Raw genomic sequence first — 12,712 nt, forward strand, 5'->3', positions numbered from 1 at the left:
CAGGTAGAATTGCACATTTTTGCGGGTTTATCCTTCTTTGTATCACGGTAAAAAAAAGAAAACCGACATCCACTAAAGCTGGATGCCAGTCTGAAATGACAAAGATATAAAAGGTTATTGTCCAAACCATTGATCGCGATACTGACTCGGGGTAACTCCCTCCTGTTTCTTGAAGATCCGATTAAAATAACTGTGCTGATATCCCACAGCCGCCGCAACATCATTGATTTTCATCGTTGTCTCACGTAACAATTGCTTCGCCGCATCCATTCTCACACGTGTCAGATAATCAATAAAATTAATGCCTGAAACCTGTTTGAAAGCCTTACTCAGTGCATAGGGTGTCATCTGCTCCTCGTCAGCACAGTTTTCCAGCGAAATGTCGCTACGGTAATGTGTATCGATATACAACATCGTTCGTTCCACCACCAGTTTCAGCGGTTCCTGCGATCGTACCTCAACCTCTTGTATATACGGTATGAATACCTCATTCATCATCCACTGCCTCATCTGTACAGGTTCACGAATACCGGATAGTTGCTCATACATGTTGTAACCACCAAACAGCTTATAAGGTGTGACACCCGTTTGCAACATCATGTGCTGAATACTGCCGAGCAATTGAAGCATCATCTGTTGCACCTGAAATTCGGTACTGCCCGTCCGCGTAATCTCACTCATGAATTGTTCCAGCACACGTTCTGCTTCGGCTTGTTTGCCCAGCCTGACCGCCTGTAACAACTCCCGTTCCAGCCCAAGTGGATAGGAAGCTGCTTCATTTCTGCGGAAACACGCCTCATCCTCCAGATCGAGAATCTGACTTCCTTCCTCCACACTGCGATAAGCCACGGCCTGTTCCATCTCAACGAATCGTCCGGGCAGTTCCTGAAGTGAAGCTGCTGGGCGACTGATCATCAAAGTCACCTTCAGTTTGAGTGTTCTTCCAATGACCTCCACAAGCTCCTGCCCCCATAACATCGCTTGTGATTTCACAGGTTCGTCCTGGGGAGCAATCACAAGCATGGCGGAAGACAGGTCATGAAAATTCATGACACTGATCTGTCTAAAATAATTCTTTGCCACTTCCTGAGTGATATTCACGGCTGCAAAGGTGACTAATCCCGTGTCCTGGCTCCCAAATCTGCCTTGCAGCTGCTCATACCCCGTAAAATACATCTGCACCAGCAAATACTGCTGGCCCTCCAGCTCAAATCCAAGATGACGCATGCGCTGCTGGAGATCCTGCTCGTTATAGGCATATAGATGCCCCTGTACAAGTTGTAGGACAAAGCTGTCGCGCAGATGGGGAAGCTGCTCCTGCAACTGGCGATGTGCCGTAACACTGCGGGAGGTCAGTTCGTTCCACTGTTGCTCCAGCAGCTCAAACTCATCCAGCTTGGCATCCGTTGGTGTGGTTTCGTTTCTGCCAGGCGTAAGCAGATGCAGCATCCGCGCTACAGGTGAATATATGCGGCGTGAAGCAAACCAGGATAACAATAATCCCAGGATGAGACTGCCTATACTCGCAATGACGATGATTTTGGACACCAGTTTAACTGGCGAAGTGACTGAGGTCAAAGGTGCTGCGGAGACGTAAGTCCAGTCTGAATCGATCCGACTCAATGAACCGTATGAGACAGAATAGGTCTGATCCTCATATCGGAACAGGAATGAGCGGCTGCCCGCATGCAGGGCTACTTCTTCTTTTAGCTGCTGCTCAAAAGCAGAAGTCTCTCCCGCCGTTCCCGGATTTCCGGTAACCAGTGTGTTACCTTCCTGATCCATGAGGAACGTCAAACCTTCGTCATAAGGAGTAAGCGTTTTCAATAAACTGGCAACTTTCTCGTTATCCAGCGTGATGATCAGTGCACCAAACGGATTAATGCTCTCGCCTGGTATCTTATGTACTAGAACAAGTGCATTGCCTGCATCCGTATGCAGTGGACTATCGTTAGTCGAAGGTTCGGTATCTCTGTTGATGCTGGAAACCCAGTCTGTCCAGTACACGTGGTTACCCATGGAAAGGTATCGATCATAGGCTTGTACTTTGGCTTCATCGTTCAACTCGGTATAATCCCGATTAAACAAGATTGGCTTTGGTTCCTGCAAATACAGCTGTGCTGACTTGATCAGTGGATGGGAACCTTGTAATACGTATAAGGTAGTCACAATCTCCTGCGTTTCATTGAAATAATATACAAAATCCAGCGTTCGCAAAGCATTGCCAAACCTCGGTTCAAAAGCCCAATGGGATAAGTTCATCTCCAGATAAGCCAGCTGGTCATCCACATTGCGTGCACGGTTCTCGATCTGGTTCTGATGCATCTGATTGAACTCGGTCTCCATTCGGCCAACCACCTGTTGATACATGACGATACCTGTGATTAGCCCGGGAATGCTGGCAATGAGTAAAATCAGCATCAGGCTGTTTCGATAAAATCGTCCTTTATGCCTTCCAGCCTTCAGATCGGATAATCGCTTGAATCTGCCAAATATTCGATCGCTCCTAGTCGGTTCCATCGCTGCTCACCTGCCTGCTTGCATCGGGTCTGACTGTCATGGAAACTTCCTCAACTCCCCTGAGAATATATGGATGAAATCCTTTTCTTGTATTATACGCACAATCCTCAGGTGAATGAAACGATCTGTAACCGATCATTTTTTTAACCAATGTTTTATTAACATGACAAAATGGATTACAATGAGATAAAGCAAACATGAAGGAGGCCTTTTTAATGAAAGAACAGACTTATTTTGAACAAAATAGAGAAAAACACCTGGCAGAACTGAATGAATGGTTGTCCATTCCAAGTATTTCCGCCATTTCCGAGCATAAAGAGGATGTTAATCGTGCAGCACAATGGGCAGCAGATGCGCTCACACGTGCAGGCATGGAAAACGTAGAGGTCATTCAAACGGCTGGACATCCGATTGTCTATGCAGATCACCTGCATGCACCCGGCAAACCGACAGCGCTGATCTATGGACACTATGATGTACAACCAGTTGATCCGCTTAACCTGTGGGAGACACCTCCTTTCGAACCTACCGTTCGTGATGGGAAGCTGTTCGCCCGTGGTGCGACGGATGACAAAGGACAGATTTTCCTACATATCAAGGCAGTAGAAGCCATTCTTGCCGAAAACAAAGAACTTCCGGTTAACATCAAGTTCTGTATCGAAGGCGAAGAGGAAATCTCCAGCCCGAACTTGCCCATCTATCTTAATGAACATACAGACAAGCTGCGTGCAGACATGGTACTGATCTCGGATACGTCCCTGCTTGAAAAAGGTAAACCGGCGATCTCCACTGGCCTGCGCGGCCTCTGCTCGCTTCACGTAGATCTGAACACAGCCAATACCGACTTGCACTCCGGTTCATTTGGTGGTGGTGTACCTAACGCACTGCACGCACTCGTATCCCTGCTCGCTTCGTTGCATGATGAGCAAGGCCGTGTGAGTGTAGATGGTTTCTACGACGGCGTTCTGCCACTATCTCCTGAGATGAGAGAAGAATTTGTGAAACAGGGCTTCAATGAAGAACAACTTCGTCAAGACCTCGGACTGGAGCAATTGTACGGCGAAGAAGGTTACTCGTTCGTGGAACGTGTTGGCGCTCGTCCAACATTGGAACTAAACGGCGTATGGGGCGGTTTCCAAGGCGAAGGTAGCAAAACGGTTATTCCAAAGGAAGCTCATGCCAAAATTACATGCCGCCTTGTGGCGGATCAAGATCCACAACATGTATTGGATCGTATCGAAGCACATCTGCGCGCTCACGTTCAACCGGGTGCAACGCTGCATGTGAAACAGATTGAAAAAGCTTTTGCTTTCAACACTGATCCTTCCAATCCAATTCTGCAAAAAGCGGCAGATGCGTATGAGCACGTGTATGGCGTTCGTGCCCTCTTTACCAAAGATGGCGGCTCCATTCCGATTGTTGAGAAGCTCTCACGTGTACTCGAAATCCCTGCTGTTATGATGGGCTTTGGTTTGCCGGATGAGAACCTTCATGCACCAAACGAGCACTTCAACCTGGAGAACTTTGATAAAGGGTTGTTGACGATTGTGCAGTTTCTGAAGAGTTTGTAATAGTCGGGCTCATCATTACTAAAATAAGTGCTGGGGCAAGGTGCTAGTGGACGTTCCGGGGCCGAATCGTTCTTTTGATCGCTGTTATCCCCGGATTTCCTTGATTCCCTTTCTAAAGGGAGAAATCCGGGGATAAAGGCGAACGCTCCGCTTCTTCAGAATCGATTTCGTCCCCTTCACTACGTTGCAGCTTCTCGCAGACTGATTTTAAGATTGAGCCTAACTATTGATTGGTTAGTGTAATGGGGAGAAAAAAGAACGGCCTTCGGGTCGTCTTTTTTTATTTATTTGATTTATTTGTTTCTTTTTTTTGTTTTTTTGGTGAAGTTGTTTCTTTTTTCTTTGGTGAAATTGTGGTTTTTTCGTGGCTGCTTTTTATGAAGGGAGACGATGGTGACTTACTTTTAAATGGGTTAGTGTATTAGAGATAAAAACATGGTGACCTTTAGGCCGTTCTTTGAATTTTGTATCGATCATTGCGTACAGTTTGCTTTATTATGGCTTCTTTAAAGGTATGGGTTTAACTTTGAAGGTTAGTGTGATAGATCACAAAACGATGGGCTACTGAACAGTTTTTCGATTTTTTCTCGATCATTTCGTTATCGTTCTTCCTATGACTGATTTTATAGACGGGGTCTCGGTTTTAATGGTTTAGTGTTATAGAGATAATATACGCGACCTTATCGGCCGTTTTTTTAGATTGATTACGTCTCCTTCACTAGGTTTCAGGCTTTTACCATGGTTGCTCTTTATTGTGACTGGTTTTAGACGACGGCTAACTTTTAAGGGATTGTGATAGAGACAACACAAGTGGCCTTTAGGAGTTTATTTGAAGCGATGGATATTCAATATTTAGGATGCACCCTTATGGAATATGGTGCGGATCGGGTAACGAAGATGTTGATAGCTACAGGGGTTTTGTGGATTGGAGGATCTTTCGGATTCCTGCGTTTTGACTTGCTTATACTCGTGACTTCGCTGCGGGGCTTTTGCCATGAGTGTTTACCTGCTGGTGCATACCAGCAAGCTAATCCAAAATGATGAGGTGAATGTTGTGTCTGCTTCTCACTTAACCAAACATGCGCTGGCTCACTCGCTTAAATCACTGATGGAGCACACCCCGCTGAACAAGATTACGGTCAAACATCTGGTTGACCATTGCGGCGTGAACCGGCAAACCTTTTATTATCATTTTCAGGATATTTACGCGCTGCTTGGGTGGATATATCAGACTGAAGCGGTAGAGAGCCTTACGGAGTACCGAAGCTACAGCACATGGACGGACGGATTCCATAAAATCTTTTGTTACATCGAGAACAATAAAACGTTCTGCTTCAATACACTCGACTCGCTCGGGCGCACCCACTTGGACACATACCTCTATGAAGTAACCCATGATCTGATCATGGGTGTTATTGATGAGCTGGCCTGTGGGATACAGGTCCGCAGTGAGGACAAAGAGTTCGTCGCCAACTTCTATACCTTGGCCTTCACAGGGCTGATTATCCAATGGATGAGGGGCGACATGCGAGAACCTCCCAAACATATTATCCAGAAGCTCAGTGAGCTGATCGAAGGCAGTGTCCTGAGGGCGTTGCACAAGTATGAGAATAAGCTGCCATCCGATTAGGATGTGCGGCTTTTTTTACATGTGATCTACGCATAATCTTTAGACACTTTTCCAAAAGTGACCAAAAAATGGACACTCCCTTTCTTTTGATCATACCTTACGGGACCTGCAAGGTTTACATTAGGGATGTGATTACAGAACCCTTTGGAGGCGAATGATCGTGAAGAAAGAACATGGTAATAAACAGGTCTATTTTGTAGGCGGCGGCATTGCATCATTGGCGGGTGCAGCTTATCTTGTCAGAGATTGTGGCTTTCCTGGAGAACATATTCACATTATCGAAGAAATGCCAATTCTCGGCGGTAGCAATGACGGGGCTGGTAATCCTGATCAAGGATATATCATCCGCGGCGGGCGGATGCTCAATGACGAGGCCTATGAGAATCTGTGGGAGCTGCTGGCTTCCATCCCTTCCATCGACCATCCAGGCATATCTGTCCGACAGGAAATTACCGAATTTGACGATGCCAATCCCACACATTCCAATGCACGGCTCATCAACCGTGACGGGAAGGTCGAAGATGTGCTCTCGATGGGCTTTGATATGGCGGACCGTCTGGCGATGGGTAAACTGATTATTACTCCTGAAGACACGCTGGGTAAACTGCGCATCAACGACTGGTTTGGCCCTCACTTTTTTAAAACAAACTTTTGGTATATGTGGGCGACCACCTTTGCCTTCCAACCTTGGCACAGCGCCGTGGAATTTAAAAGATACATGCTTCGCTTTTTTCACGAATTCCCGAGAATTCAGACGCTGGAAGGCGTTACCCGCACGCCCTTCAACCAATATGACTCGATCATCCTTCCATTGCATAATTATCTGGAACCGTTTGGCGTAGATTTCACGCTGAAATGTACCGTCACGGATCTGGATTTCAAAGACGGCGAGGGCATTACGGTAAGTCGGATGCATGTGAGCCGGAATGGTACCGAGGAAGTCATTGACATCCACGAGGGTGATCTGGTCATTGTTACAAACGGTTCGATGACCGAAGGGGCCGACATCGGCTCCATGACTTCCGCCCCGAAACTGAATGGCAAGGGCAGCTCATGGAAGCTGTGGGAGAACATTGCCGCCAAGAAACCGATGCTGGGCAACCCTTCTTCTTTTAATGATCATGTGGATGAGTCCAAATGGGAGTCGTTTACGGTCACCTTCCAGGATTCGGTCTTCTTTGATCTGATGGAGAAATTCACACGCAACCGGGCAGGTACCGGCGCGCTGGTTACTTTCAAGGATTCCAGCTGGTTCATGTCTGTCGTTCTAGCCTTCCAACCGCATTTCCGTGGTCAGCCGGAGCATGTCAACGTATTCTGGGGATACGGATTATATCCGGATAACGTGGGCGATTACGTGAAGAAAAGAATGTGCGACTGTACCGGGGAAGAGATTATGCAAGAGTTGATCGGCCATCTTCATTTCCAAGAACATCAAGAGGAGATCATGGCTACCGCCAACTGCATTCCTTGTATGATGCCTTACATTACAGCCCAATTCATGCCAAGACTGAATAGCGACAGACCTAAGGTTGTGCCTGAAGGCTCCACCAACCTGGCCTTTATCAGCCAATTCTGCGAAATTCCCGATGACGTGGTATTCACCGAAGAATATTCAGTCCGGGCAGCACGGATCGCCGTCTACACCCTGCTTGGAGAGAAACGTCCGATTGAGCCGATCAATAAATATCAGTATGATGTCCGGACGCTGTTCAGCAGTTTTGTGACTTCGTTTAGATAATTGCTTATATAGAGAATGTGTGTTGTTGAATTGTATAAAGCAAATAAAGAGAGTTCCGTCAGCTATGACAGGACTCTCTCTTTATGTTTACTCGTTTACTATCTAAACCCAACACATAGCTTTCATGGAAATTGCCAACTGTCGTCTAAAGAACCTCACAAGCCTTATTACTTGAAATTTCGCAGGTTTGAAAATCTAACGAATCGTAGACAACTTATTTGGAGTGTAAGCATGATTTTGTAACGTAATATCGCTCATTTACATTAAATAGCGTGTCTAAGATTCGTTACATTTTGTATGAAAGCCAAATCATTGAAATAAGGCTTCGCAGGTTCGTTAGAACTGAGCGACCCTTCGGAGATTACTACTTATGAGATGCACTCGTTGTCATGTCTTGGTGTTTATTTTCATTTTTCGTTGTTACTCATCGCTTATGAGAGCCACATATTATACTCTACTCTTCCTACTCACGCCGCTTATTACAGCCTACATATCACACTTCGCTTATGTGCGGAATGTCGTGAACTTCAGAATGTGCACAAGCCGGGATAAGTGTGCGATTTCCTGCTGGACTCCAGAAGTATCTGTCCCCGCCATGGCCTGATTCGCCCGCAGTGTTCTACGTGTGTTCAGCATACCCTCGATCAGTTTCATGACTGTGTTGCGTCCACGATGATCGACAATCATATACTTTTTGCGTGCATCCAGCTCCACCCATACGATGTTGCTGAATGATGTGAACAGATGCCTGCGGTACAGCTCCATATCGGTCTCATTGTAATGCTCGCCATAAAAGGCATAATATCCGTGTATGTGCAACTTCTCCGCCAACACTGTGATGAACGGATCATGTTCGAGCATAGCGTTACGTTCCATGTTTCACGCCTCCGTTATGCGTGATCCGCAGATCCCGTCTTTTTGAGATCTATTTTAACATATTGTGCAAGGTGTTGCCTCTCCACAGATAAAAGCCAAGTTTTAACTCCTAAGACTGATGCATCACAAATGAGAGTTATTAGCACGATACTAATTTTCTAAATCTAATATGACCCACCTATCCGTCTGCCCTTCACCCATACACCCTCAATATCCAGCTCCGCGTTCAGCAAAACGATATCTGCCTGTTTTCCTTGAGCCAGGGAACCTGTCCGGTAATCAATGCCCAGCAGGCGTGCCGGAGTCAGGCTTGCTGCACGTGATGCAGCGTTCAGGCTCAAGCCCACTTCCTGTATCAGGTAACGGAAACCGCGAATCATTGTCAGCGTGCTTCCCGCCAGTGCGCCGCCGTCCTTCAGTCTGGCCTCGCCATGCTTCACGATTACGGGCAGGTCACCGATCTTGTATTCCCCGTCATCCAATCCCGCAGCAGACATGGCATCGGTGATCAACACGAGTTGATCATCATGTTGCTTCAGCTGAGCGAGGATTGAGATCGCCGCAGGGTGAACATGAATGCCGTCGGCAATCACCTCGGCACTGATACGTGGATCACTCAGCACGGCTCCGGCAGCCCCGGGTAACCGATGATGCAACGGTGTCATGGCATTGAATGTATGTACCGCATGATGCAGTCCGGCTTCCACTGCCCGCTCCACCTCTTCATAGGTCGCATCTGTATGGCCAAGTGCCGCTGTAATCCGTTGTTCTCGCAGCCATGAAATGACTTCCAGCGCGCCTTCACGTTCCGGTGCCAACGTAACTTGACGGATCAGGCCAGGATATTGCTTCTCCCATGCTTCGAGCCAAGATACATCAGGCAGTATGATATGTTCCGGATTTTGCGCACCAGGCCATTTCGGACTAAAAAACGGACCTTCCAGGTGTACACCTTCAAGCTGAGCATAAGGCATTTCACCGGAACGGTACCGATTGACCTCAGCAAGTACGTTATCCAGTCGCTCTTTTGGAGCTGTCATGGAAGTCGCAAGCATCGCTGTTGTTCCCTGCGTACTATGGAAAGAAGTGATCTTGTCCAACACCTCAGGGCTTGCGTCCATAAAGTCTTCTCCGTTCCCACCATGCACATGGATATCAATGAATCCAGGCACAATGAGACCACGTTCCGGTACTGTCAGCGGCAAAGCCTCGCTCCGAATCTGTTCAGGAAGACCTTCCGGTATCCCAGCATAGATGATTTTCCCATCCCTCCAAGCTAATACACCGTCTTCCAATATCTCATCTGCAAGGAGCAGCTTGCCCCGAAGAAGAGAAATATTTTCATCACGCTGGCTCCTAGGTTCATGGCTATTCACCTCGGTCATCTCACCAGCCTCCCTGCTGCACGGTCCAGCAATACCACCACATTTGGATGACATTGCAAAAGCGATGCAGGACAGGCCGTTGTGATTGGGCCCATGAACGCTTCGCGAATAATCTCGGCTTTTTCCTCGCCACGGGCTATAAGGAGAATCTGTTTGGCTTTCAAAATGGTACCGACACCCATCGTAATCGCCTGAGCTGGAACCTCATCAATGCTGTCAAAGAAGCGTGCGTTTGCCTTTCGAGTCTCGTCTTTCAGATCCACAACATGTGTTCGTCCTGTAAGTTCAGTTCCCGGTTCATTGAAGCCAATATGACCATTATGTCCAATGCCAAGCAGTTGCAGATCTACAGGTCCACGATCGTCCAGCCGTTGTTCATAGGAATTACATTCCTGTTCCAGATCGGCAGCCTGACCATCAGGCACTTGCGTTCTAGCAATATCTATATCGATATGTTTGAATAATTGTTCGTTCATGAAACTGCGGTAACTCTCGCGATGTTCTGTTGGAAGTCCAACATACTCATCGAGATTAAAAGAAGAAGCCTGTGAGAAGCTGACAAGCCCCTTCTGGTACAACGTGATAAGCTGTTTATATATGCCCACAGGAGAACTTCCTGTCGCGAGCCCCAGTACAGCCCGTGGTTTGGTCTGCAACAAGCTGGCAATGAGGCCAGAACCCGTGGCGTTCAAGTCTTCTTCATTTTCAAAAATTCGTATATTCATCTTCATCTGTCAGGCACCTCCGTTGTGTTGGACTCGATAAGATTGCACATTATGATAGGATTGTTCCAGTCTGGGGATAAAACGGTCGAAGTCGGCACTTACCATGCCTGTGAACAAAATATCGACCACATGCAGCAGTGCAATACGTGAAGCCATATCTCCACGCCTCATGCCTTCTTCCAGAGAAGAGGTGAACAATGGGATATCCGATACCGTTGCGAGTGTGTTACTTCCATAGGAAGTCAGTGAAATCGTAGAAGCTCCGGCCTCTTTGGCACAATGCAGGGCATCGATGGTCTCCGGTGTTTCGCCTGAATAGGATACGGCCATCGCCACATCTCCCTCGGCGAGCGAAGATGCGGATGTAATCTGCATATGTGAGTCGGAAAAAGCCGTACAGCTCTTGCCAATCCGCACCAGTTTCTGATAGAAATCCTGTGTAACAATCGAAGAGGTCGCCACACCGTACAGATCGATACGGCGAGCCTGGCACAATAATTGAACGGCTTGCTCCAATCTGCCCAAATCCAGTAAACGGGTGGTATCTGAAATAGACGCAAGGTGGTTGGCTTCGATAGCTTCAACAATTTTGGATAGTGAATTGCCCGCTACAATATCCTGATACGCCGTTTCATCAGATGCGTGGGACAATTCTGCGGCGAGCTTCATTTTGAAGTCCGGGAAACCTTTAAAATGAAACGACTTGCAAAAGCGGGTCACCGTTGCCGCACTTGTGCCACTCTGCTCTGCCAGATGACTAATCGTCCAGCCGGGAATGTCCGATGGAGATTGCATAATGACTTCGGCGATACGTCGCTCCTGAGACGGAAGGTTATTCAGTTCTTGCTGCAACGCACGTAATATGGCTGCCATGAGGTCCTCACTTTATGAAAATTATTTTTATTTATTTTTAATAAATTAAGAAAATCATTTTTATAACTTCATTTTAATCAAGACGATCCTGCAAATCAAGAGGAATTTAACATGACTTTTGCAATGGTGCTGAGCGTGTATAGCCCCTGCTTGATACCCATAGTGGATGTCCTTTATATTGAGAATCGAGAGGGGTGCAATTCTAATGAATCGAAGACAACGGGAAAAGCTCATTCCTTCCATCTGGATTATGGCTTCCAAACAAACAGAAGGACACGCCTATTATGCCCTCTATGCTATCGACTGGAAACGCGGAGGTCGGTTGAGTTGGGAAGGTTGGAATCAGCTCGAAGACTTGCTGCAATTTCATATTCCGATCAAACGAAAAGCCGGAGGAAGGAAATCCGCTTCCCAACCTGCCGCAAAAATTGCGAAAAGAGCGATCCATCTTCATCTGAACGAAGCACAATTTGAGGAATTGGAGCAGCTCTTTTATCAGCCATTTTCGAAGAAAAAATGGAGGATGTTCCTTCAAATGAATAGGAATCAATAAGTGTATGGATTCGTTTGTTTCATTTTTTCACGCAAAAACAAAAAAGCCTCTTCCTTCTTTAGTTTAGTTAAAGAATAGGAAAGACTTTCGCGGTACTAAGATTCAATTCGTTTTGATTCGAGTTAACTCGTTCTAATTGATGCCATCATATCGTTTTAAGAATTTGCTGGCTAAGCCGGGTACAGTCATTTGATGAACCGATTGATTTTCAATCTCCTCCGCTAGATCGTCATCTGTTAGAGAAACAAAGAACGTAATGTCTGCTTTTGCTTGTCCATACCGGGCGAAAACGTCATTTGCTGTCTCATTCACAACTTTGGCGATGATTCGAATGATCTCATCCTTATACTTCTGGACATCTTCTGTTGCATACAACAATCGGCTGATATGCTTAAAGTGCGTCTCCTCGCCATATTGATATTCGGAGCAACCCCATCTGTAATAGATCTCGTCCTCCTCACTATCACATAGCCCTTGCTCTTTCATACTCACAATATGCCCAGCAAGGGATTCCTCTGTATTTACCGCCAAAAACAGGGTAACCCAATCACTGTCCGTTCCAAAAGCACAAGCATATACTTTTTCATGCTGCACCTTAGCCAGCATTTGTTCCAGATCGGGCAGAAAACCCGCACGAAAATGATCTTCAAATTCATTTAAGAAACGGTCCATTTAGATCGTCCTTTCTACCATTGTTTCAATTTCAAGCCTTACCTACTGCCTTATCTGTTTCATATATGTAATCATTATGGTCTACTAAAATAATGAAAACAAGCGATGCTACGTTTCGGATCTTCCCTCAATTTATTGTTAACTCCCTTATTTTATGGTCCATTGC

General features: G+C 46.5%; 10 protein-coding genes. 4 read left to right on the forward strand and 6 right to left on the reverse strand.

The window, feature by feature from the left end; translation table 11 throughout:
- Window positions 1-114: 114 nt before the first annotated feature.
- The gene (locus tag NZ043_RS03040; protein WP_339310596.1) at window positions 115-2,520 is read right to left on the reverse strand and encodes an AraC family transcriptional regulator; all 2,406 of its coding nucleotides are present in this window, start codon (window positions 2,518-2,520) and stop codon (window positions 115-117) included.
- Window positions 2,521-2,735: 215 nt separating this feature from the next.
- Here NZ043_RS03040 and NZ043_RS03045 point away from each other — a divergent pair, with 215 nt between their 5' ends.
- The 3 genes from NZ043_RS03045 to NZ043_RS03055 all read left to right on the forward strand — a co-directional run bounded on the left by NZ043_RS03045 (window position 2,736) and on the right by NZ043_RS03055 (window position 7,462).
- Window positions 2,736-4,091 (forward strand): dipeptidase, encoded by a 1,356-nt coding sequence (locus tag NZ043_RS03045; protein WP_133387100.1) that lies wholly within the window; start codon window positions 2,736-2,738, stop codon window positions 4,089-4,091.
- Between the two features lie 994 nt (window positions 4,092-5,085).
- On the forward strand, window positions 5,086-5,721 hold the full coding sequence (locus NZ043_RS03050) for a TetR/AcrR family transcriptional regulator C-terminal domain-containing protein (protein ID WP_339310599.1): 636 nt from the start codon (window positions 5,086-5,088) through the stop codon (window positions 5,719-5,721).
- Between the two features lie 154 nt (window positions 5,722-5,875).
- Window positions 5,876-7,462 (forward strand): oleate hydratase, encoded by a 1,587-nt coding sequence (locus NZ043_RS03055; RefSeq protein ID WP_339310602.1) that lies wholly within the window; start codon window positions 5,876-5,878, stop codon window positions 7,460-7,462.
- Window positions 7,463-7,966: 504 nt separating this feature from the next.
- On the opposite strand, the gene NZ043_RS03060 is transcribed toward NZ043_RS03055, so the two are convergent.
- The 4 genes from NZ043_RS03060 to NZ043_RS03075 form a co-directional block, all read right to left on the reverse strand.
- Entirely contained in the window at window positions 7,967-8,338 is a 372-nt protein-coding gene (locus NZ043_RS03060; protein WP_249912888.1) for a hypothetical protein, read from the reverse strand.
- Window positions 8,339-8,502: 164 nt separating this feature from the next.
- Window positions 8,503-9,723 carry an N-acetylglucosamine-6-phosphate deacetylase gene (nagA, locus tag NZ043_RS03065; protein ID WP_339310605.1) on the reverse strand — a complete coding sequence of 407 codons (1,221 nt, stop codon included), beginning with the start codon at window positions 9,721-9,723 and terminating at the stop codon, window positions 8,503-8,505.
- The gene (gene nagB, locus NZ043_RS03070; protein ID WP_133387131.1) at window positions 9,720-10,448 is read right to left on the reverse strand and encodes a glucosamine-6-phosphate deaminase; all 729 of its coding nucleotides are present in this window, start codon (window positions 10,446-10,448) and stop codon (window positions 9,720-9,722) included. The genes nagA and nagB overlap by 4 nt, the downstream gene beginning before the upstream one ends.
- A 9-nt stretch (window positions 10,449-10,457) precedes the next feature.
- Window positions 10,458-11,321, reverse strand: coding sequence for a MurR/RpiR family transcriptional regulator (locus NZ043_RS03075; RefSeq protein ID WP_133387096.1), 864 nt, complete (start codon window positions 11,319-11,321; stop codon window positions 10,458-10,460).
- Window positions 11,322-11,526: 205 nt separating this feature from the next.
- Here NZ043_RS03075 and NZ043_RS03080 point away from each other — a divergent pair, with 205 nt between their 5' ends.
- Window positions 11,527-11,874, forward strand: a complete 348-nt coding sequence (locus tag NZ043_RS03080; RefSeq protein ID WP_249912886.1) for a hypothetical protein — start codon at window positions 11,527-11,529, stop codon at window positions 11,872-11,874.
- 132 nt (window positions 11,875-12,006) lie between these two features.
- On the opposite strand, the gene NZ043_RS03085 is transcribed toward NZ043_RS03080, so the two are convergent.
- Entirely contained in the window at window positions 12,007-12,546 is a 540-nt protein-coding gene (locus NZ043_RS03085) for a DUF4303 domain-containing protein (protein WP_289390267.1), read from the reverse strand.
- Between the last annotated feature and the right edge of the window lie 166 nt (window positions 12,547-12,712).

Origin of the sequence: Paenibacillus sp. FSL k6-2145 (assembly GCF_037976585.1) — a bacterium.
Taxonomy (GTDB): Bacteria; Bacillota; Bacilli; order Paenibacillales; family Paenibacillaceae; genus Paenibacillus.